This is a genomic window from Streptomyces sp. NPDC048420 (assembly GCF_040651535.1).
In the GTDB taxonomy this organism is placed as follows: domain Bacteria; phylum Actinomycetota; class Actinomycetes; order Streptomycetales; family Streptomycetaceae; genus Streptomyces.
Genome location: NZ_JBEZKG010000003.1, coordinates 166640 through 188499, shown reverse-complemented (window position 1 = coordinate 188499; position 21860 = coordinate 166640). Strand labels below are relative to the sequence as shown.

The 21860-nt window shown below is 71.7% G+C and carries 18 protein-coding genes and 1 pseudogene; 8 read left to right on the top strand and 11 right to left on the bottom strand.

Annotation, left to right across the window (positions count from 1 at the left end; translation table 11 throughout):
* Positions 1 to 5: 5 nt before the first annotated feature.
* Positions 6 to 911 (top strand): LysR family transcriptional regulator, encoded by a 906-nt coding sequence (locus tag AB0D34_RS05925; protein ID WP_362657072.1) that lies wholly within the window; start codon positions 6 to 8, stop codon positions 909 to 911.
* An 82-nt stretch (positions 912 to 993) separates the two neighbouring features.
* Here the strand turns inward: AB0D34_RS05925 and AB0D34_RS05920 are convergent, their stop codons facing one another.
* Entirely contained in the window at positions 994 to 1848 is an 855-nt protein-coding gene (locus tag AB0D34_RS05920) for an aminoglycoside phosphotransferase family protein (protein ID WP_362657069.1), read from the bottom strand.
* Positions 1849 to 2060: 212 nt separating this feature from the next.
* On the opposite strand from AB0D34_RS05920, the gene AB0D34_RS05915 reads away from it, so the two are divergent.
* From AB0D34_RS05915 to mgt, 5 genes and pseudogenes are all read left to right on the top strand, one after another.
* Positions 2061 to 2996 carry a sugar ABC transporter permease gene (locus tag AB0D34_RS05915; protein ID WP_362657066.1) on the top strand — a complete coding sequence of 312 codons (936 nt, stop codon included), beginning with the start codon at positions 2061 to 2063 and terminating at the stop codon, positions 2994 to 2996.
* Positions 2993 to 3826 carry a carbohydrate ABC transporter permease gene (locus tag AB0D34_RS05910; RefSeq protein ID WP_362657063.1) on the top strand — a complete coding sequence of 278 codons (834 nt, stop codon included), beginning with the start codon at positions 2993 to 2995 and terminating at the stop codon, positions 3824 to 3826. Before AB0D34_RS05915 ends, AB0D34_RS05910 begins: the two co-directional genes overlap by 4 nt.
* A complete protein-coding gene (locus AB0D34_RS05905; protein WP_362657060.1) occupies positions 3826 to 5100 on the top strand; it encodes a sugar ABC transporter substrate-binding protein in 1275 nt (424 codons plus the stop codon). The genes AB0D34_RS05910 and AB0D34_RS05905 overlap by 1 nt, the downstream gene beginning before the upstream one ends.
* 261 nt (positions 5101 to 5361) lie before the next feature.
* Positions 5362 to 6138 (top strand): ErmE/ErmH/ErmO/ErmR family 23S rRNA (adenine(2058)-N(6))-methyltransferase, encoded by a 777-nt coding sequence (gene erm, locus AB0D34_RS05900; RefSeq protein ID WP_362657057.1) that lies wholly within the window; start codon positions 5362 to 5364, stop codon positions 6136 to 6138.
* 19 nt (positions 6139 to 6157) lie between these two features.
* Positions 6158 to 7409: pseudogene (mgt, locus tag AB0D34_RS05895) on the top strand (macrolide-inactivating glycosyltransferase).
* A 66-nt stretch (positions 7410 to 7475) separates the two neighbouring features.
* Here the strand turns inward: mgt and AB0D34_RS05890 are convergent.
* Complete coding sequence (locus tag AB0D34_RS05890) at positions 7476 to 9743, bottom strand: MMPL family transporter (protein WP_362657054.1); 2268 nt, start codon at positions 9741 to 9743, stop codon at positions 7476 to 7478.
* Positions 9744 to 9979: 236 nt separating this feature from the next.
* Between AB0D34_RS05890 and AB0D34_RS05885 the strand changes: the two genes are divergently transcribed.
* Complete coding sequence (locus AB0D34_RS05885; protein WP_362657052.1) at positions 9980 to 10528, top strand: DUF1697 domain-containing protein; 549 nt, start codon at positions 9980 to 9982, stop codon at positions 10526 to 10528.
* Between the two features lie 144 nt (positions 10529 to 10672).
* Positions 10673 to 11965 carry an MAB_1171c family putative transporter gene (locus AB0D34_RS05880; protein ID WP_362657049.1) on the top strand — a complete coding sequence of 431 codons (1293 nt, stop codon included), beginning with the start codon at positions 10673 to 10675 and terminating at the stop codon, positions 11963 to 11965.
* On the opposite strand, the gene AB0D34_RS05875 is transcribed toward AB0D34_RS05880, so the two are convergent.
* The 9 genes from AB0D34_RS05875 to AB0D34_RS05835 all read right to left on the bottom strand — a co-directional run bounded on the left by AB0D34_RS05875 (position 11877) and on the right by AB0D34_RS05835 (position 21745).
* Positions 11877 to 13082, bottom strand: a complete 1206-nt coding sequence (locus AB0D34_RS05875) for an acyltransferase (RefSeq protein ID WP_362657047.1) — start codon at positions 13080 to 13082, stop codon at positions 11877 to 11879. The genes AB0D34_RS05880 and AB0D34_RS05875 overlap by 89 nt on opposite strands.
* A 6-nt stretch (positions 13083 to 13088) precedes the next feature.
* On the bottom strand, positions 13089 to 14270 hold the full coding sequence (locus tag AB0D34_RS05870; RefSeq protein ID WP_362657044.1) for an MFS transporter: 1182 nt from the start codon (positions 14268 to 14270) through the stop codon (positions 13089 to 13091).
* Between the two features lie 59 nt (positions 14271 to 14329).
* On the bottom strand, positions 14330 to 15544 hold the full coding sequence (locus AB0D34_RS05865) for an acyltransferase (RefSeq protein ID WP_362657041.1): 1215 nt from the start codon (positions 15542 to 15544) through the stop codon (positions 14330 to 14332).
* 105 nt (positions 15545 to 15649) lie between these two features.
* Positions 15650 to 16426 carry an alpha/beta hydrolase gene (locus tag AB0D34_RS05860; protein ID WP_362657038.1) on the bottom strand — a complete coding sequence of 259 codons (777 nt, stop codon included), beginning with the start codon at positions 16424 to 16426 and terminating at the stop codon, positions 15650 to 15652.
* A gap of 106 nt (positions 16427 to 16532) precedes the next feature.
* Positions 16533 to 17846: an MFS transporter gene (locus tag AB0D34_RS05855; protein WP_362657035.1), complete on the bottom strand. Its 1314-nt coding sequence runs from the start codon at positions 17844 to 17846 to the stop codon at positions 16533 to 16535.
* The gene (locus AB0D34_RS05850; protein ID WP_362657032.1) at positions 17843 to 18880 is read right to left on the bottom strand and encodes an alcohol dehydrogenase catalytic domain-containing protein; all 1038 of its coding nucleotides are present in this window, start codon (positions 18878 to 18880) and stop codon (positions 17843 to 17845) included. The genes AB0D34_RS05855 and AB0D34_RS05850 overlap by 4 nt, the downstream gene beginning before the upstream one ends.
* Positions 18877 to 19725: a TIM barrel protein gene (locus tag AB0D34_RS05845; protein WP_362657029.1), complete on the bottom strand. Its 849-nt coding sequence runs from the start codon at positions 19723 to 19725 to the stop codon at positions 18877 to 18879. The genes AB0D34_RS05850 and AB0D34_RS05845 overlap by 4 nt, the downstream gene beginning before the upstream one ends.
* Entirely contained in the window at positions 19722 to 20813 is a 1092-nt protein-coding gene (locus AB0D34_RS05840) for an alcohol dehydrogenase catalytic domain-containing protein (RefSeq protein WP_362657026.1), read from the bottom strand. Before AB0D34_RS05840 ends, AB0D34_RS05845 begins: the two co-directional genes overlap by 4 nt.
* Positions 20810 to 21745 (bottom strand): ROK family protein, encoded by a 936-nt coding sequence (locus AB0D34_RS05835; RefSeq protein WP_362657024.1) that lies wholly within the window; start codon positions 21743 to 21745, stop codon positions 20810 to 20812. Before AB0D34_RS05835 ends, AB0D34_RS05840 begins: the two co-directional genes overlap by 4 nt.
* Between the last annotated feature and the right edge of the window lie 115 nt (positions 21746 to 21860).

Genomic DNA, 21860 nt, shown 5'->3' with positions numbered 1-21860 from the left:
TCGTGATGGACGAACGACAGCTGAGGGTCCTGCGGGAACTCGGCGAACTGGGCAGCGTGACCGCGGTCGCCGAGGCACTGCTGGTGACCCCGTCGGCGATCTCGCAGCAGCTCAGGCTGCTGCAGCGCTCGGTCCAGGTGCCGCTGACCGAGCGCGACGGCCGGCGGCTGGTGCTCACGGACGCCGGTCAGGCGCTGGCCGGTGCGGCCATCGAGGTGGAGACGGCCCTGGCCCGCGCCCGGCACACGGTCGAGGAGTTCGTGGACCGGCCCGACGGCGAGGTCTCGGTGGCGGCCTTCCACAGCGCGGGCGCGGCGTTCTTCCCGTTGCTGCTGCGCGCCCTGGCCGCCCCCGGCACCCCCGTCCCGAGACTCGCCGACGAGGACGTCCCGCAGGAGGACTTCCCCCGCCTGACCCGCGAGTACGACATCGTCCTGGCCCACCGCCTGGACCACGCCCCGGCCTGGCCGCCCACGGTGTCGGCCACCACGCTCCTGCGCGAACCTTTGGACGTGGCCATGCCCGCCGACCACCCCCTGGCGGCCCAACGCCGGGTGACCCCGTCGGACGTGGCCGACGAGCCCTGGATCACTGTCCACGACGGCTTCCCGGTCATGGCCACCATCGAGGCGATCTCCGCGGCAGCGGGCCGCCGCCTCCACCTGTCACACCGCATCAACGAGTTCGCGGTGGCGGCGGAGGCGGTGGCGGCGGGGGGAGGCCTGGCGCTGATGCCCAGGTGGACGATGCGCCGCCATCCGGCGCTGGTGCTCAGACCCTTGAGCGGCGTACAGGCAAGACGCCACATCGACGCCCTGTACCGCCCGGAGAGAACAGCGAGGAGGGCGGTGCGCACGGTTTTGGCGGAACTGAGGTCGGCGGCACGATCAATCCAAGGGGAAGGTGACTGACTCAGGAGCGCGGGGCTGTGTCGATGTGCGGCTCCGCCGCGTGGGCGCGACCAGCCACATACAACCCGCACCCGCCCACCGGTCAGAACGAATACCACCTCACCGCGTCATCGCCGTCCCGCAAAGACGCCACCCGCCGCTCGAACTCCGCCAACGCCTTGGGATTCGACGCCGCATGCTGCGCAACCCACGCACAACTCGCCGTCTCCCGAGCCCCCCGCAACACCGAACACCCCTCCCACTCCCGCACATCCCACCCATAAGCAGAGGTGAAGGAGTTGTAGGCCTCGGCCGGAAGACCGTACCGATCCCGGGACAGAGCCATCACCACCAGATCGTGCTCCCGCAGATCCGAGGAGAAGGTCTCCAGATCGACAAGAACCGGACCATCAGGCCCGACATGAACATTGCGCGGCAACGCGTCCCCATGAATCGGCCCCGGCTCCAGACGAGGCGTCACCGCAGCCGCCGCCGCAGCGAAACCGTCCCGCCGCTCACGAAGGTACGCCGCGTCAGCGGAGCTGATCGCATCTCCCGCGAGCCGCAACCACCGCTCCACACCGCCCAGCAGCTCACGGCGAGGCAACTCGAAGGACGGCGAGGGAAGCGTGTGCACCACCCGCAGCAGTTCGGCCAGATCCCGCGGCTCGGCGGGCCGTACGGCATCCGGGAGCCGGTGCCACACCGTCACCGGGTGTCCCTCGACCAACCGCGCCTTCGGCTCGGCCGCCCGCACCGCCGGCACCCCCGCCTCCGCCAGCCACACCGCGATGTCCAGTTCGCGCCGCGCCCGGTCCAGCAACTCGGCGTCCCGGCCCACCTTGACGACCAGGTCACCGGCGGCGAACACGGCGTTCTCACCCAGGGCGAGCAACTGCGCCGACCCCGGCAACACCCCCGCCGCGGCCAGTACGTCCCGCGCCCGTGCCTCGTCCATCGTCCGGCCTCCCGGTTCTGACATGTCACGCATGCCCGTGCAGTGCCCACGCGAACGGCGTCGAGTTCACGCCATCGCCCGGCCAGTCTCGCATTCCCACAGGTGGGCCCGTGTGCGCGCTGTCTTGACGGCGCATACCCCCTTCACGACCATGACGGGGGCCCGGGGCAGGAGGGCCGGCACGTCACGAACCGCGCGAAGGAGCCGATTACGTGACCTTGGTGACCGCGACGAAGCGGTCGGCGCAGGGCGCACCGCGCGTCAAGGGGGACCGTCCGCCGTCCGACCGCGGGGCCTGGTTCCTGGTGCTGCCCGCGCTGATCCCGATTCTGCTGCTGAGTGTGGGTCCGCTGTTGTACGGGATCCTGCTGGCCTTCACCGACGCCCAGTCGGGCCGGACCCGGGCCACCCAGTGGATCGGCGGCCTGAACTTCCAGGATCTGCTGCACGACACGCTGTTCTGGGAGTCGTTCCGGATCGGTCTGGTGTGGGCGGTCGGGGTGACCGTCCCGCAGTTCCTGCTGGCGCTCGGCCTCGCCCTCCTGCTGAACCAGGACCTGAAGCTGCGCTGGCTCGCCCGCGCCCTCGCGATCATCCCCTGGGCCATGCCCGAGGTCGTCGTCGGTGTCATGTGGCGGCTCGTCTACAACCCGGACGCCGGCGTCCTCAACGAGACCCTGCGCACCCTCGGCCTCGGTGACGGCCGTGACTGGCTCAGCGGCCTGTCCACCGCCCTGCCCGCCGTGATCGTCGTCGGCGTGTGGGCCGGAATGCCCCAGACGACGGTCACCCTGCTCGCCGGCCTCCAGAACACCCCGCGCGAACTCCATGAGGCGGCCGCGATGGACGGCGCGGGCGCCTGGCGGAGATTCCGCACGGTCACCTGGCCGGCGCTCCGGCCGGTCGCCCTCGCGATCACCGCGCTCAACTTCATCTGGAACTTCAACTCGTTCGCCCTGGTGTACGTGCTGACCAGCGGCGGTCCCGGCGGCCGTACCCGGTTGCCCATGCTCTTCGCCTACGAAGAGGCCTTCCGCTACGGCCAGTTCGGCTACGCGGCCGCGATGGGGTGTGTGATGGTGGCCGTCGTCTCCGTCCTTCTCGCCCTCTTCCTCATGGGCCGCCTCAAGGGAGGTGACGACGCGTGAAGACCAGCACCACCGGCCGCGTCGGCCAGTACGCCGCCCTCCTCGCCTATCTCGTCTTCCTCGCCTTCCCCTTCCTCTGGCTGGTCTCCACCGCCTTCAAGTCACCGCGCGAGCTGGGCAGTCTGCACCCCACCTGGATCCCACGGGACCCCACCCTCGACAACTTCCGCCAGGCCTTCGACGAACAGCCCCTGCTGCGCGCCGCCGGGAACTCCCTGCTCGCCGCACTCGCCGCCGCCGTGATCGCCGTACTGATCGCGACCCCGCTCGCGTACGTCATGGCCCGCCACCGCACCCGGCTCGCGAAGGCGGCCACCGGCTGGGTGGTGGTCAGCCAGGCCTTCCCGCTCGTACTGGTGATCATCCCGCTGTTCCTGGTGCTCAAGAACCTGCGGCTGATCAACTCCCTCACGGGCCTGGTGCTGGTGTATGTCGTGTGGGCGCTGCCGTTCGCGCTGTGGATGCTCGTCGGATACGTCCGTGCCGTGCCGACCGAGCTGGAGGAGGCGGCGGCGGTCGACGGGGCCGGACGGCTCAGGACCCTGGTGTCGGTGACGGCGCCGCTGCTCGCGCCCGGCCTCGTGGCGACGGGACTGTTCGCGTTCATCACCGCGTGGAACGAGTTCTTCTTCGCCCTGGTGCTGCTGAAGACACCGGAGAAACAGACCCTGCCGGTCGTCCTCACCCACTTCATCGGCGCGGAGGGCGTAGCCGACCTCGGCCCGCTCGCGGCGGCCGCCTTCCTCGCCACGCTGCCCTCACTGATCATCTTCGCGATCATCCAACGCCGTATCACGGGAGGCATGTTGGCCGGGGCGGTGAAGAGCTGATGCGCGCACGATGGATCGTGGGAGTTCTCCTGCTGCTCCTTGCGGGATGCACCAACAGCAGCACCACGGAGAACGGCCGTATCACCCTCCGCTTCCAGTCCCTCGCCTGGCAGGAGGAGTCCGTCACCGCCAACAAGGAACTCGTGAAGGAGTGGAACGCGACCCATCCCGGCGTCAAGGTCGAGTACGTGCAGGGGAGTTGGGACAGCGTCCACGACCAGCTGCTCACCGCCTTCGAGGGCGGCGAGGCCCCGGACATCATCCACGACGCCTCCGACGATCTCGCGGACTTCGCCTACGGCGGCTACCTCGCCGATCTGACCGGCCTGCTGCCCCAGCGGCTCACGTCGGACATCCCGCAACGCAGTTGGGAGACGGCCACCTTCGACGGCCGTGTCTACGGCGTGCCCTTCCTCCAGGAACCCCGCGTCCTGATCGCCAACGCCGAGTGGCTGGAGAAGTCCGGCGTACGCATTCCCACGCCCGAACGTCCCTGGAGCTGGGCGGAGTTCCGGCAGATCACGGAACAGCTCAGCGGTGACGGCAGGTACGGCGTGGCCTGGCCGCTCAAGGAGCCCGTCTCCGCGACCCTCAACCTCTCCCTGTCGGCGGGCGGACAGCTCTTCCACCGGGGAGCCGACGGAAAGGTCACCGTCCGCTTCGAGAAGGCCGACCGGACCGTGCCGCGCACCATCCACGACCAGGCGAACACCGACCACAGTGCCTCGCCCACCACGCTCGGCAGCGGCGGCTCCGACACCCTGCCCGGCTTCTTCGGCGGCAAGTACGCGATGGTCCCGCTCGGCTTCTCCTACCGTCAGCAGATCGCGCAGCAGGCACCCGAGGGCTTCCGCTGGCAGGTGCTGCCCGCCCCGGCCGGCGCCGACGGGCTCACCCAGGGCGTCAGCCCGCAGACCCTGTCCGTCGCCGAGGACAGCCCGCACAAGAAGGAGGCCGCCGAGTTCGTCGACTTCCTGCTCCAGCCGAAGAACATGGTCCGGCTGGCGCTGGGGGACTGGATGCTGCCCACCGGAACCGAGGCCCTGAAGGACCCCGCCCTGCGCACCGCCAAGGACGGCTGGGCGACGGGAACCGCCCTCGCCCCGCATCTGCGCCCGGCGCCCGCGCAGTCCGTCCGGGGCTATCCGGAGTGGAAGGACAAGGTCGCCACCCCCGCCTTCCAGGAGTACTACAGCGGTGCGATCGACCTCGGTGAGCTGCGGAAACGGCTGGAGGACGACGGAAATCCAGTGCTCGCCCGGTACCAGCGGTGAAAAACCCGTTGTCCATGCCGACCGGACCGCTCTAGCGTTCCGTCCGTGGCAGCGAACAACGCGATCCGTTTCTCCGGTCTCGGCCGGGGCTTCACGCACTCCGTACGGATGCGGCGTGGCCCCGGAGCCCTGACCGGCCCGGGGAGCCACTTCCGTCGCTGATCACGCGCGGCCGGGTTCGTCCCGCATCCACTCTCCTGTCTTCCGGTCAGGGCCTTCGTCTGCCCTTCTCCCGCTTCCGGAAGACAAGGACCGCAGGCCATGGCCCGCCCCTCGCGCGTCTCGCGCACCCTCTCCCAGAACTTCCTCACCGACCGTGCGGCCGCCGCGCGCCTCGCGAGGCTCGCCGTACCGCACCCGAAAGCCCCGCTCGTCCTCGAAGTCGGCGCGGGCAAGGGCGCGTTGACGGAACTGCTCGCCCCGCGCTGCCGAAGGCTGCTCGCCTACGAGATCGACGAACGGCTCGTCCCGTTGCTCGGTACCCGCGTGGACGGGATGCGCCAAGTCCGGGTTGTCGCGGGGGACTTCCTCGCGGCACGTCCACCCCATGTCCCCTTCTCGGTCGCCGGGAACGTGCCCTTCTCCCGTACCGCCGCGATCGTCGACTGGTGTCTGAGGGCCCCCGCCCTCACCGAAGCGACACTCCTCACCCAGCTGGAGTACGCCCGCAAGCGCACCGGCGACTATGGGAGTTGGACCAAGCTGACGGTGCTGAGCTGGCCCCGTCATGAGTGGCGACTGGTGGGGAGGGTCGGCCGGTACGGCTTTCGGCCCGTGCCGCGCGTGGATGCCGGGATCATCCGGATCGAGCGCCGCCGTTCACCGCTCCTCGCGCCCGGCGACCAGTACGGCTGGCGGCATCTGGTCGAGCTCGGGTTCTCGGGCGTCGGGGGCTCGCTGCATGCCTCCCTGTGCCGGGCCCACCCCCGGCGCCGGGTCGACGCGGCCTTCCGTGCCGCCGGTCTCGACCGGACCGTACTCGTGGGAGCCGTGTCACCCGAGCGATGGTTGCGGCTTCACGAGGTGCTCGCGCCATGAGTCGTTCGTCTGCCGCGCAATCAGGTTGCACGAGACGTCTCGTCTCGTTTAGTCTCCTCCCCATGACCACTCCCTCGCACATCGCGATGTTCTCCATCGCCGCCCACGGCCACGTGAACCCCAGCCTGGAAGTGATCCGCGAGCTCGTGGCGCGGGGGCACCGGGTCACGTACGCCGTTCCGCCGGTGTTCGCCGAGAAGGTCGCCGAGGCCGGGGCCGAGCCGAAGCTCTGGAACTCGACCCTGCCCGGGCCCGACGACGACCCGGCGGCCTGGGGCTCAGAACTGCTCGACTACGTGGAGCGCTTCCTCGCCGACGCCATGCAGGCGTTGCCGCAGCTCGCCGAGGCATACGACGGTGACACGCCGGATCTCGTCCTGCACGACATCACCGCCTACCCGGCCCGCGTCCTCGCCCACCGCTGGGGCGTCCCCGCGATCTCCCTCTCGCCGAGCATGGTCGCCTGGAAGGGCTACGAGGAGGAGGTCCTCGAACCGATGTGGGCCGAGCCCAAGAAGACCGCGCGCGGGCAGGCCTACTACGCCCGCTTCGAGAACTGGCTGAGGGAGAACGGGATCACCGAGCACCCCGACCACTTCACCGGTCGCCCCGACCGCTCCCTCGTCCTGATCCCGAAGGCGCTCCAGTGGAACGCCGACAACGTGGACGATGCCGTCCACACCTTCGTCGGTGCCTGTCAGGGCGACCGCGGCTCCCAGGGGGAGTGGCGGCGGCCGGACTCGGCGGACAAGGTCGTCCTCGTCTCCCTCGGCTCCGCCTTCACCAAGCAGCTCGACTTCTACAAGGAATGCCTCAAGGCCTTCGGTGACCTGCCCGGCTGGCACCTCGTGCTCCAGATCGGCAAGCACGTGGACCCCGCCGAGCTCGGCGCCGTACCGGACAACGTCGAAGTGCGGTCCTGGGTACCGCAGTTGGCGATCCTCAGGCAGGCCGACCTGTTCGTCACGCACGCCGGCGCCGGCGGCAGTCAGGAGGGGCTCGCGACGGCCACTCCCATGATCGCCGTACCGCAGGCCGTGGACCAGTTCGGCAACGCGGACGTGCTGCAGGGACTCGGTGTGGCCCGCCGTATCGACACCGAGAACGCGACCGCAGCGGCGCTCCGGGAGGCTGCTCTCGCGCTCGTGGACGATCCCGAAGTCGCCCGGAAACTCAAGGAGGTTCAGGCCGGTATGGCCCAGGAGGGCGGCACCCGCAGGGCGGCCGATCTCATCGAGGCAGAACTGGCCGCACGCCGGGCCCGGGCATGAGTGAGGGCCCGCTGGCTCCCCGGTGACCAACGGGCCCTCTGTACAAGGGGGTTCAGAACCCTGGGGTCAGACCCTCACGCGCTCACCCTCGTCGTCCCGTGCCGCGGGCGCCGCCACGGCGTCCGCGGCCTCGTCGTGGGTGAGGTCGGGCAGCCGGTTCAGCCACTTCGGCAGGTACCAGTTGCGCTCGCCGAGCAGCGCCATCACCGCCGGGAGCAGCACGCCCCGGATGATCGTCGCGTCGATGAGCACCGCGGCCGCGAGGCCCACGCCCATCTGCTTCATGGACTGCATGGACAGCGTCCCGAAGATCGCGAACACCGCGACCATGATGACGGCTGCGCTGGTGACGACACCGGCCGTGGTGACCACACCGTGCTGGATCGCGTCCTTCGTCGTACGGCCCCGCAGACGCGCCTCGCGGATCCGGGAGACCACGAACACGTGGTAGTCCATCGACAGCCCGAACAGGATCACGAAGAGGAACAGCGGCAGCCAGGTGATGATGGCGCCCACGCCCTCCGCGCCCACCAGGGACGCGCCCCAGCCGTGCTGGAAGACCGCGACGAGAATGCCGTAAGCGGCGCCCACCGACAGCAGGTTGAGCACGATAGAGGTGATCGCGACCGTCAGCGAGCGGAACGACAGCAGCATCAGCACGAAGGCGAAGACCACGACGAACGCGAAGACCGGGACGACCGCTCCGGCCAGCTGGTCGTTGAAGTCCTTGGACCCCGCGACCTGCCCGGTGATCGGCGCCTCGACGCCGTCCACCTTGCCGAGCGTCGCCGGACGGACCTCGTCGCGCAGCTTGTCCAGGCTCTGACCGGCCTTGTCGAGGTCGGAACCGCCCACCAGCGGGACGTACACGAAGGCGAGGTTCTGCGCGTCGTGCAGCTTGATCTCGACCGGGCCGCGCGAGGCGCCCGAGGAGATCGCCCGCTCCTTGAAGTCGGCCAGCGCGCCGGTGACCTCGGGGGCGTTGATGTCGGCCGCCTTGACGACCACCTCGGCTGGCTCGGAACCGCCCGGGAAGGCGTCGTTGACCCGGTTGTAGGTCTGCACGATGGGCAGCGAGTCGCCGAACTCCTGGTCCAGCGTGAGGTTCTGGGTCTTCATGCCGACCGCGGGCGCCGCGATGGCGAGCAGCGCGCCGGCGGCGACGACGACCGAGATGACCGGTCGCGCGAGCACACCCTTGAGCACGGCCGTCCAGAAGCGGCTCTCACGGTTCGCGCCGCCCCGATTGCGACGCAGCCGGCTCTCCGGGTGCAGGAAGGGGATCTTGCCCTTCTCGACCCCTCCGCCCAGCAGCGACAGCAGCGCGGGCAGCACGGTGACCGAGCCGACCATGGCGACCGCGACCACCATCAGCGAGGCCAGGCCCATCGCCTCGAACTCGGCGAGACCGGTGAACAGCATGCCCGCCATCGCCACGCACACCGTGACACCCGAGACGATGATCGCGCGGCCGCTGGTGGCGGCAGCGATCCGCAGGGCCGTCTGCGCGTCCCGGCCGGCCTGCCGCTCCTCGCGCTCACGGCGCAGATAGAACAGGCAGTAGTCGACGCCCACGGCCAGACCGACAAGGAGCATCACGGAGTTGGCGGTGTCGCTCATCGGCATGACATGGCTGACGAGGCCCATCAGACCCATCGTCGCCACGATCGCGCTGACCGCCAGCAGCACCGGCAGCAGCGCCGCGACCAGGGCGCCGAACGCGATGAGCAGGATGCCGAGGGCCACCGGCACCGCGGAGATCTCGGCCTTCTGGAAGTCGTCCCCGAATGCGTCGTCGAACGTCTTCATCATGCTCGCGCCGCCGATCTCCTCGATCCGCAGCGACCCGTGCTCCTTCTGTACCCCCTCGACGGCCTTCAGCACCGGCTCGACCCGCTCGCCCGCGGTGTCCGCCTCGCCGCGCATGTCGAACTGCACGAGCGCGCTGCGGCCGTCCTTGGAGATCGTGTTCGTGTCGTACGGCGAGGTCACGTCCGTGACCTCGCCGGTGCCCTCGACGGCCTTCACGACCGCGGCGACGGCGGCCCGGAAGTCGGCGTCGGTCGCCTTGCCACCGCTGTCCTTGGCCTGGATCAGCACCGTCTCACTGGCGGGCTCGTCGATCCCGGCGTCCTCGATGATCTTCGCGGCGGTGTGGGTCTCCCCCTTGAGCTGGTCGCTGTCCTTGACGTCGACCCGGCCGGCCGCCGAGCCGAGCCCCATGGCCAGGACGACGAACAGCACCCAGATACCGACGGCAGCCCATCGGTGCCGTGCGCTCCAGCCGCCGGCCCGCGCGGCCAGGCCCCGCACCCTTGTGTCTCCGTTCCCCATGACGGGCTTGCCCCCTTGTGAGCGGTGGCAGCCCCCTGCCGCCACCTTTCGCTTCGAAGGTATGAGCTGGATAAACCCGTCTCGTCGTGCTGTCCGGTGAAGTGCGGGTACCGCCGGCTCCTCCCAAGGGACCGCGCGCCCTCCGTACTGGGGAGGACCATGACCCTTACATCTAACGGGCCTTCTGCGGGGCGGTGATCGGGGTTCGGCGGACAGGGCCGTCCTAGGGTGTGCGCATGACGACCACGTACGCGGCGCTGCTGCGCGGAATCAATGTCGGCGGCAGCAGGAAGGTCCCCATGGCCGACCTGCGCACGCTGATGGAAGACCTCGGACACGACGGGGTACGCAGCTACCTCCAGAGCGGCCAGGCCGTGTTCACCGCCGACCACGGCGACGAGGAGTCCCTGGCCGCCGAGCTCACGGACGCGATCGAGAAGCGGTTCGGCTTCACGGTCGACGTGATCGTCCGCGACCACACCTACCTGAAGGCGATCGCCGACAAGTGCCCCTTCCCGGCCGCCGAGTTGGAGGGCAAGCAGCTCCACGTCACCTACTTCTCCGCGCCCGTCGACGCGGACCGCTTCGCGGAGATCGACCGGGCCGCCTACCTCCCCGAGGAGTTCCGCCTCGGGGATCGGGCCCTGTACCTGTACGTCCCGAACGGCCTCGGCCGCTCCAAGCTCGCCGAGCTGCTGTCCCGGCCGCGTCTGAACAAGGGAGTGATCGCCACCAGCCGCAACTGGAACACGGTCGTCAAGCTGGTGGAGATGACGGCGGCTTGAGATCCGCCACAGTAACTTGCAGCGTACACGCAAGCACCGTACGTTGATGGGTGAAGCATGGGCTCGACGGCGCGCCTCGAAGTGGATCTCGGAAAGGGTGGGGCCAGAAGTGCGGTGCGCGCGGGGACTTGCGGGTCGGTCGGCGTGAGCGGGGTGAACCTCGTGACGGTCGTCACGCTGCTCGGTGGCACCGCGTGGACGCTCCCCGCGCTGATCCGGCAGCGCTTCCGCGCTCCGATGCGGCTGCACCTGTGCCTGTCGATGTCCCTGCTCGGCATGGGAAACCTGCTGGGCCAGCTGCCCGGCCACGCGTTACTGGACGGCTTCACCTTCAGCGGGTTCACCAAACTCACGTACAACGCGGCCATCCTGACCGGGCTCTGCCTCATGATCGGCTTCCTGCGCGAGCATCCGCTGCAGCGCCGGTCCCTGGGCACCAGGGGCGAGGTGGTGCTCTGCCTGAGCTGTCTGACGGCGATGGCCGTCCTGACCGTGCTGCTGCCGCCGTACCTGCGCAACCACTCCCTGGCGGCGCCCTACCTGGACGACTGGCGCGTGCGCGCGTTCTACGACATCGGCGGCGTCTACCTGGTCTTCGGATACGCCACGTGTGCCCTGATCGCCGCTCGTCACGCCCGGCGCGGCCAGCTGCTGCGCCGCGTCTCCCTGGGCACCGTCTCCGCCGGGCTGCTGGGGCTCTCCCTCAGCTGCGCCTTCCGCATCCTGTGGGTCAACTGCCGTGCGTTCCGCGGCTTCGGGCACCACATCACGTACGCGAACGCCTTTGTCTTCGGTCAGGCGGCCGCCATCGCGGTGTGTGCGGGGCTGAGCCTGCCGTGCCTGGCCAGCACGGTTCAGTTCCTGCGCGAGAGGTCCTGCCACCGGGCCCGGTTCCGCGGGCTTGAGGAGCTGTGGCGGCGGCTCGCGGAGCTCTATCCGGAGCTGGTGCTCGACCGGGCCGCCCCCCGGTACCGGCGGCGGGCGACCCTGGACTACAGCTCGGTCGTCTACCGCCGATACGTGGAGTGCCGGGACGGTCTCACCCGGCTCAGCCCGTATCTGCGCCAGGCCGCACAGGAAACGCCGTCGGCAGCCGGCACCCCGGCCGGGCCGGACCTCGTCCGCCTCGTCGACCGGGCGCTGCGCCTGCACGGCGACACCGACCTCGCGGACGGCGCGGCTTCGGCGCCGTCGATCGTCGTGGCCCCGGGCGGGGGCCACGACGCCGGCTACGAGAGCGACCTCGCGGGACTGATCGAGCTCTCCCACGGTCTGGAGGAGCTGCGCACGGGTGCCTCGCGGTCGCGCTCGCGCATCGTCGCCTCCGGACCGCACCCCGGCGGCACCGTCAGCCGGAGCTCCGCGCGACCGGGACCCCGACCGGCCCCGCAGCCGTCCGCGGTGTCCGGCCGCGGGGACGGGCCCAGCGGCGCATGACCGGGCGTTCCACGCAGACCAACAGCAGCCAGCCCAGGGCCAGCGTGACCAGGAACAGGGCGAGCAGTTCGAGTACGCCGCCGAGCAGACCGTAGGTCCTGTTGTCCAGTACGTATGTCCGGCCGTAGTAGAGGACCACGTACTGGGCCAGGTAGAAACCGAAGGACACCTCGCCCAGCCACCGCATCGCCCGGCCGCTCAGCAGAGTGCGCCGGCCGTCGATGTCGGCCACGGCGACCGCGCAGACCAGCACGGCGACCGGAACGATGGTGGCGACGGTGAACCCGTACAGGAACGGCACGTTCAGCGCCAGCGCGTAGCCCGCCACCACCAGCGCGAGAGCGGCGGTCAGGGGGACGCGGGGTAACCGGCCCGCCAGGACCAGCCGGGCCAGGAGCATGCCGAGGACGAACTCGAAGAGCCGGGCAGGGGGGAAGTTGTAGCCGAGCCAGAACTGGAGGGACGAGATGGGGAACCCCTCGGGCGTACGCGGCTGGTCCGGCACCAGCAGGTCGACGGCCGTCTCGAGAGCGAGCATGCCGACCACGGCTGCGCCGGCCCAGGCCCACAGCCGCTCGGGCCTGATCCGCCGGACGGGCCCGATGAGGAACGGGAAGAGCAGGTAGAAGAGCAGCTCACTGCAGAGCGACCAGCTCGGAGCGTTGACGCTGATGTAGATGTCGTGCTGCGGGAACCACGAGTGCAGCAGGAACAGGTTCGGCAGCCACGAGGTGAGCGGGGTCGCCGCCCCGGCGAAGAGCAGCATCGCCAGCGCCCACATGGCGACGTGGTTGGGGAAGATCTTGAGCAGCCGGCGCCGCCAGAACCCGGTGACCGTGTCGTCCCGTCTGCTGGACCACGTCAGGACGAAGCCGCTCAGCACGAAGAAGAAGGACACCCCCATCCAGCCCGCCTTGCTGAACAGCCACTGGAAGCCCTCGGCCTGACCACGGTCGGCGAAGGGATTGGTCAACGGCTCGAAGAACGAGGAGTGGAAGAAGAACACCAGGGCCGCCGCGATGAACCGCACGCCGGTGAGCGAGGGCAGCGGCGCCGGGCGTCCGGAAGGGGTCTCGTCGGCGGATTCGCCGGTCTGGACGGGAAGTGGTGCGGTCACCACGGCTCACCTCTCAGGGGTGGATACGGCGATGGGAAGGGTCTGCGGTGTACGACGGGCCGCGCGGCGCAGGCCGAGCACGAGCAGTGCCCCTGACGCGGTGAGTGCGGCGGCCCCGAGGGGCACGGCACGGGTGCCGGCCGCGGACTCGGTGAGCAGGCCCCCGAGCCAGGAGCCGAGCGCCGCGCCCAGGCCGAAGGCGGACATGTTCGCGGTCAGGGAGAGCGTGGGCGCGTCGGCGGCCTCGGTCAGCACCTTGGCCTGGAGACCGGGGATCAGCGCGAAGGTCGCCAGCGAGAACAGCACCAGGGCGAGCGCCCCGGCGGGCCCGTACGGGGCGAGCAGCCACACCAGCAGGCATACGGCCGTCAGGGCCCAGGACAGCTGTCCGACGGCCCGGTCGACGCCGCGGTCGGCGAAGCGGCCGCCGAGCAGGTTCCCCACGATGGAGCCCAGCCCGTAGGCGAGCAGCACGGCGGGCACCCACTGCCGGGGCAGGCCGCCCACGCCGGTCAGCAGCGGCACCATGTAGGTGATCAGCGTGAACATGCCGGCGGAGCAGAGCACGGTGGCGCCCACCGTGCCCCAGACGTTCGGGCGGCGGAACACCCGGGCCTCATGGGCCGCGGTGACGGTCGGGGCGGGGGTGTCGGGCACCCAGGCGAGGACCAGGCCGATGGCCACCGTGGCCAGCGCAGCGACGACGCCGAACGGGGCCCGCCAGTCGTAGTGCTGGGCGAGGAAGGAGCCCATGGGCACGCCGAGGACGGTGGCGAGGTTGATCCCGAGCTGGGTCGCGGCGACGGCTCCGCCGCCCTTGCCCGCCCCGACCATGTCTCCCGCGGTCACGACACAGACCGCCATGAAGGTGCCGTGCACCGCCGCGGTCAGTACCCGGCCGGCCATCAGCACGCCGAAACCGGGCGCCAGGGCGCAGACCACGTTGCCCAGGACGAAGACCGCAAGGAGGGCCACGAGCAGGGTCTTGCGGCGCACGCGGGTGGTGAGCGCGGTGACCGCGGGTCCGCCGACCACCATAGTCAACGCGTACGCGGTCACCAGCAGTCCGGCCGTGGCGATGCTCACGGCGAGGTCGGCGGAGAGGTCGTCCAGCATGCCGCTGGGGGACAGCTCCGCGGTGCCGACGCAGAAGATCGCGAGGATCAGCGCGGCGAGTCGGAACGGCATGGGTATGCACCTTCGGTCGTGCGGGGGCGGTGGCGTCGTGTGGGGGCCGTGACGGGAAGTCAGGCGACGGTGGCGGCCGCGGGAGCCTTGGGGCGGGTGCGGGACCAGCGCCGTACCAGCGGCTTCTCGATCCAGGCGTACATCGCCCAGGAGGCCAGGACCGCCAGCGCGCACTCGGCGACGGCGAGGGCGATCACCGCAGGGACGGAGTCGAAGCGGGCGCCGAGCAGCTCGCGCGTCTTGAAGAGCACGATGAAGTGCAACAGGTAGAAGGCGAAGGAGACTTCGCCGAGCCAGACCATCGCGCGGTTGCGGAAGAGGGTCGCCCGGCCCGACGCGTCCGCGAGCGCTCCGGCCGCGATCAGCAGGGCGCACGGCACGAGGCAGACCACCCGCTGGGCGAACAGATAGGGCATGCCCGGGAGTTCGGCGATCACATAGCTCGCCACGAGCAGCAGGCCGGCCGGGACGAGGCCGATGTCACGCCACCGGCCCAGCATGACGGCGCGGGCGACCAGGATGCCGAGCAGGAAGTCGAGGAGCCGGGCGGGCGGGAAGACGTAGGCGAACCAGAGGTGGAGGCCGGAGACGCCGGGCTCGTTCGACATGTAGACGTCGCCCGCGGGGACGAGGGTGGTGGCCAGCCAGGGCGTGACGGCGACACCGGCGATCACGCCCGCGATCCAGAACTTCAGCCGCCGCGGCGCGATCCGCCGGACCCCGGCGAACAGCAGCGGGAAGCACAGGTAGAAGAAGACCTCGGTGGACAGCGACCAACCGGGCGCGTTCACGCTGAAGTTGGTGTCGTAGTCCGGCACCCAGGACTGGAGCATGAAGAAGGTGACGCCCGAGCGCCAGGCCGCCGTACCGGCCGCGATCAGCACCATCGCGAGCGCCCAGGCGACTAGGTAGTTCGGCACGATCTTGACGTACCGGCGGCGCCAGAACGACGTGGACGGGTCCCCCTCACGGGCGGACCAGGTGAGGACGAAGCCGCTGAGTACGAAGAAGAAGGTGACGCCGACGCCGCCGGCCTGTTCGACCAGGCGGGCGTAGAGGGTGGAGTTGGCGTCGCCGGGCATGAGCCAGCCGGCGGGCAGGGAGAGGTGGAACAGGAAGACCAGGAGCGCCGCCGGGAACCGCATGCCCGTGAGGGACGGCAACCGGGGGGCCCGGCCGCCGGGGCGCGGTGCCGTGCCGCTGTGGGTGGCGGAGTCGGCGGTGGGGGCCGAAGGGCGTATGAGCTCGGACGGTGGGGTCTCTTGCATGGCCATGGGCAGGCTTCGTTCCTCTGGGGCTCGATGAATCGCGCACGCGGGCAGGCGGGCGGTCGGACGTCGGTGTCCGGCCGCCCGCCTCAATTCCGTGCCGGAGAGAGGTCAGTTCAGGAAGGTCCGGATGGCGTCCACGAGCTTGTCCGGCGCCTCGGCCGGCACCAGGTGGCCGCTCTCGATCTCCAGGTAGGTGCTGCCGGGGATCGCCTCGTGCAGTTCCCGGGAGTGCTCGACGGGGACCAGCTGGTCGTGCAGGCAGCCGACGACCAGCGTGGGGACGCCGATCTTCGGCAGGAGCTCGCGGATGTCGGCCTCCAGGCCGAGTTCGATCTGACGGAGCGTGCCCTCCTCGACAGCGGCGCCGCCCACGGCCTCGTGGAACGTGGCCTCGTCCAGGTTCGCCAGGAAGCCCGGGGTGAAGAGCAGCAGGCTGATGTAGTGCGAGTACAGCTCCGGGTCGAGGTCGGCCAGCCGGCGCCAGAGGGTGAACCCCAGACGCTTGCGCAGATCGTCGTTGCGGGTCCAGCCCGCCACCAGCACCAGTCGGCGCACCCGCTCGGGGCGTCGGGCCGCGGCCATGACGGCGACGAGGGCGCCGAGCGAGAACCCGACGACGTCGACGGGCTCGTCGGTGGCCGCGTCGGCGGCGCCGAGCACCTGGTCCGCGAGCTGCTCCAGCGTGAGCGGGCTGCCGTCGTCGGTGGTGCCGCCGCTGCCGGCGTAGTCGGGGAGGATCACCGTGCGGTCGTCCGTGAACTCCCGCAGCAGATGACCGTAGTTGGCGTCACCGGTGGCGCCGGTGCCGTGCACCAGGAGCAGACCGGGACCCTGTCCCTCGGTGCGGTAGTGCACGTTCGCGCTGTCGACGGTCGTATGGGGCATCTCGTTGCCTTTCACGGGTGGAGGGGGTGGAGGGGACGAAGGGCGTCGCCAGAAGCGTTAGTGCCACTATATAAGCATCTTGGTCTTTAAATTTGCACACCGACTTCTAAAGGCGCACCTCGACGTGCTGGTCGTCCTTTTCGCCGGGCGCTTCGGCCGCGGGCACCGGGCGCCGCACCAGGACGACCAGCAGCACGAGCGCCACCAGCACCGTCGAGGTGACCGGCAGCCACAGCGCCGACCGGCCGAGCAGCGCGGCGCCCAGGGCCGAGCCGCTCGCGATCCCGATCTGGAAGCCGGTGACATAGACGGAGGAGGCACGGTCGGCCTCCGGGCCGGCCAGGCGCATCACACCCGTCTGGAAGACCGGTCCGGCCGCGGCGAACGCACCGCCCCACAGGGCGACCGCGACAGCGGCCGCCGTACCACGCGCCAGGACGCCGCCGCCCAGCACCGACGCGAGCGCCAGCAGGCCGACGCCCACGGCGAACACCGCGATGGTCACGGACGCCGTCCGCTGGGGGACCGTGTCGTTGTACCGGCCCACCAGCCAGGTGCCCACGGCCCCGGCGCATCCGAAGACCGCCAGCAGCCCGACCGTCGTACCGGAGGCGCCGGTGACGTCGGTGACGAGGACGGCGAAGTACGTGTAGCTCAGGAAGTGCGCGCTGATCAGTACGACCGCCACGGCACACAGGGCCAGGACGCGGGGCCAGTGCGCCCCCCGCCGCCCGGCGCCCGTGCCGTCCGCTTCCCCGGCGCCCCCGTCCGTCACCGTCGCCCCGGCCGGCGTCGGCCGTGCGGGGCCGTACAGCCCGAGGGCCCACACCAGCCCGACGGTCACGGCCATGGTGGCCGCCGCCAGCAGCAGGGCCGTGGCACGCCAGCCGATCAGCTCGCCGACGAGGGTCGTCCCCGGGCTGCCGGCGATCGCGGCCAGGGTGGAACCGCCGAACACGGCCGCGGTGGCGGTGCCCACGCGGCGCCGCGGCACCAGCGTCGCCGCGGCCGGGGCGATCAGCGACCAGAGCACACCGTGCGTCAGGGCCGCGGCCACTCGGCTGACCACCATCATCGCGAAGCTCGTGGCGAACCCGGCGAGCACCTCGGCGACCACGAGGACGAGGAGGGAGACCACCAGGGCGGTACCCCGCGAGACCCGTGCGGCCAGCGCGACCGTCGGCACCGTGACGACGGCCGCGACCACGGCGTAGCCGCTGATGAGCAGCCCCACCCGGCCGGCCGAGACGTCGAGATCGCGGGCGATGTCCTGGAGGAGCCCGACCGGGAAGACCTCGAAGGTCACATAGACGAACGTGGCGCTCGCCAGGACGGCCAGCCGCGCGGCGGCCGACGCGTCGATACGGTCGCGGATCTCTGTCTCGCCGATACGGTCGCGGGCCCTTGTCTCGCCGCTCATGCCAGGCCGGTGGCGGCGAGCGCCGGGTCGATCCGCACGAGGACCTTGGGGCGGTGCCGGCCGCCGTCCGCGAGGTGGGCGAAAGCGGCGTCCAGTTCGTCCAGCGGGAAGACCCGGTCGACGAGCGCGTCGAGGTTCACCGCCCCGGACTCCACCAGGCCGACGAGCCGGTCCCAGTAGCCGATGCCGGACAGCACGCCGTGCAGGGTCACGTCCCGGATCACCAGCGCCGCCGCGTCGAAACCGTCGACGGTGTGGTGGGGCGTGCCCAACTGGGCGATGCGCCCGCCCGCCGCGACCAGCTGGACGGCGGCGCGGACGCCCGCCGCGCTGCCGGACGCCTCGATCACCGCGTCGTACGCCTCCTCGTCGGACGGGCCCGGGGTGTCCTGGACGCGCAGGCCCAGCTCGGCGGCGAGCGCACGGGCCGCGGGCTGCGGGTCGAGGACGAGGGGGTCCGCGCCGAGCGCGCGGGTGATCTGGGCCGCGGCGAGTCCGAGGGTGCCGGCGCCCAGCACCGCCACCCGGTCGGACGCGGTCACGGTGAGCCGGTCCACGGCGTGCGCCGCGGCGGCGGTCGGCTCCAGCAGGGCGCCCGCCGCGTCGGACAGGGCGTCGGGGATCCGCGTGAGGGTGTCCGCCGGCGCGGTGATCAGCTGCGCGCCGGCGCCTGGCCGGGGGCCCAGCACGCCGATCTCGCTGCGGTCCGGGCAGGAGCGGATGCGTCCGGCACGGCAGTGCGCGCACCGGCCGCAGACACGGAAGTTGTGGCCCGACACCCGCCGGCCGAGCAGGTCCGGGTCGATCCCGGGACCGGCCCCGACGACGGTCCCGATCCATTCGTGGCCGAGGACGAACGGGTAGCTCTTCAGCCCGTCGCGCAGGTAGTTGCTGCTGCCGTCGAAGAAGCCGAGGTCGGTGCCGCACAGGCCGAGCAGGCCCACCCGGACGAGGACTTCGCCGGGTCCGGGCTCGGGCGGTGCGGTCTCGGTGACCGACAGCGAGCGGGGAGCGGTGAGCTGGATGACTTTCATGGCGTGTCCTTGATGGGTGCTTCCTTGAGGTGGCGGGGGTTCGCCGCACGGCGGCACAGGGCGATGTCCTCGCGCAGGCGGGCGGGGGAGTGCCGGTAGTCGTTCTCGACGAGCACCGAGCGAGCGCCGGACGCCCTGAGCAGGGCCGGGAGGTCACCGGCCGAGGGCGCCGTCGTACCGGAACCGTCCTTGACGTGCACGTCCGGCAGCAGCAGCCCGGCTGCCGCGACCGCTTCGGCGAAGGCGAGCGGCCGCAGGCCCGCGTCGCACAGGTTGCCGGTGTCCAGGACCAGGCGCAGGGCCGGATGGTCCACCGCACGGGCCAGCGCGAGCGACTCCCGCGCGTCCAGCGGGGACTCGTAGGCGACCAGCAGGTCCGTGCCGGTGAGCCGCGCGCACACACCGCGCAGCGCCTCCACCGTGCCGGCCCGGACGCCCGCGCTGTGCGGCAGGCTGCGCCGGAATCCGGGCACGTGGAGCACGGCGACGCCCAGGCGCAGGGCGCAGTCCAGGGCGTGCCGCAGGAGGTCCACCGCCGCGGGGCCGGGTACGCCCCGCTCGTCCGCGAGGCCGATGTCGTTGAGGTGGTTCACGGCGAGCACGGGCACCGGGAGTTGTCGCGTGACGGCCTCGGCCGCCCGCAGGGCGACGGGGTCGCTCAGCGGCGGGCCGCGGTGGGCGCCGCCGTAGTCCAGGTGCAGTTGGTCGGCTCCCGCCGCGAGCGCGGTGTGCGCTGCCGCACGGCGGTCGGTGTGGATCCGCCACTGCGGGGCGGCGACGGCCGGGGGACTGATGCGTGTGTTCGTGGCTGTGCTCGACGCCGTGTCCGCGGGCGCTCCGGTCATGGCCGGCCCCCCATGTCGATGGACGTCTTGAGCACGCGGCGCCCGGAGGCTTGGCGCGTGCCCGAGGTGAGCACGGTGTTGACGAGGTCGGCGGCCTCCTCCGGTCCGACCCGGTGGGTCAGCACCCGCGCTCCGAGGTCCGGCGCGGTGCGCAGGAGGTCTACGGCGTGCCGCAGATGGCCGTCGCCGACTCCGCGGTGACCGCAGAGCAGAAGCCTGCCGTGCGGGCGCGTGAACTCCTCGACGCGTGGTGGCCAGGGAGTGCCTCCGCAGTTGGCCGCGCGGATCGCGGCCACGTCGATGTCGCCGGCGGTCAGCGGAAGCGGCCCGGGCTCAAGGCCGGCGTGGACGTCGACCAGGAGCGTGCCCGGCACCTGCCGGTCCAGCGTCGTGAGCGCCTCTCGTGTGCCGGTACGCGGTGTGGCGATCACCGCGACGACCGGCGAGGGGAGAGCGGCCAGCAGCCCCGGCAGCTCCGGGTCGGCCGGGTCGGTGGCGTCGGGGCCGTGCCCCACGAGGCGGCAGTGCAGCCCGGGGAGTTCGGTGCGCCAGAGATCGCGCGCGAGACGTCCCACGATGCCGTCTCCCCATACGACCAGGGCCGCGGGCCGCCGCACCGCGTGACGCGCGATCAGCATCCCGTACAGGGCCGAGGCGAGCGGTTCCGCGAGGGCGGCCACCTCCGGCCGCGCGGCGTCCTCGGGCACCGGGACGACCAGTCCGGCGCGCACGGCCGTGGCCGGGACGCGGGTGCGTTCCGCCCACAGGCCGGGGAGGTTGTGGCCGAGCAGGAAGGACGGGTCGTGCGGGTGTGTGGGGTTCACGGTGACCGGGGTGCCCTCCGCCAGGCCCGAATCCCCGGGTTCGACGACGTACGCGACGCCTTCGTGGCCGAGGACCGGGGTGGGGTCGTCGCGCAGGCCGCGCAGGATCTGCCAGTCGGTGCCGCAGATGCCGACGGTCGCCGGTGCCAGCAGGGCATCGCCCGGTTCGAGCCGCGGCACGGGCACCTCGGTCAGCTCGACCAGGGTGTGGCCGGCTGCGTCGGGCGGCCGGCGGACGAGGGCGCGGTGGGTCGCGGCGCTCATCGGGTGATCCCGGGGCGCCAGTCGGCGACGCGCTGTGCGCCGCGCAGCGGGTCGACCCGTCCGGGTGCGCAGAACACGAGCCGCTCGTCGAGCCAGGCGTCGTCGCGGCCCCGGTCGGCGTAGGACGTGGCGGTGGCGAGGAGGCGGCGGATCTCGGCCGCGTAGGGTCCGGAGAGCCCCTCGGCGACCCCGCCGCCGATCCCGATCAGGTCGAGGTGCGGATCGAGACACCACATGGTGCGCAGCAGTTCGGCGACCGGGGCGACGCACAGCTCCAGCAGCCGCCGGGCGCCGGGGTCGTCGGCGGCGAGCGCGCCGGGGAGCCAGTCGGCGACCTGCGCGGGCCGGGCGAGTCCGAGCCGCTCGGCCGCCCGCGCGAGGCCCGGCCCCGAGGCGACCGAGGCGAGGTGATCCCGCGCGCCGCACTCACAGGGCAGGCCCGCGAGGACGTCCGAGCCGGGGGCGGTGAGCGCGACCGGGAGGTGGCCCACCTCGCCCTGCAGTCCCAGGTCGTCGACCGGGATCCGGTGCTGCTCCAGATCCGCCGTACGCAGCGCGATGCCGCTGCTGACGGTCAGATAGGCGACGCGCCGGATGCCGGGCCGGGCGTGCACGGCGGCGAAGTCCAGCAGGGCCGCGGTGACGTCGTTGACGAGGTGCCAGGTGACATCGGGCCTACGCCGCCGCAGCTCGGCGGCCACGTCGTACGGGGCGGTCTCCTCGCCCCACAGCGGGGCCGAACCGTAGACCGTGCCGGTCAGGTGGTCGATGGCCGCGCCGAAGGAGAGAGCGGCTCGGGCACCGGCCGGCACCCGGTCGCACAGCAGGCCGACCAGGTCCGCCCGCAACCGGGGGACGGAACGCTCCGGATGCCGCAGCCGACTCGGCGACGGAACCCGCTCCACCGGTTCCTCCGGCCCACCGGTGCGCATACGCACCCACGTACCGCCGATGTCCGCCGCGAATGCGGTGGGCGCGGGGGAGGCCGGGGGGCTCTCGGGGGTCGGGGGCGCCGGGCGGCCGGCCGATGCCGCGGGCGTCACGGGT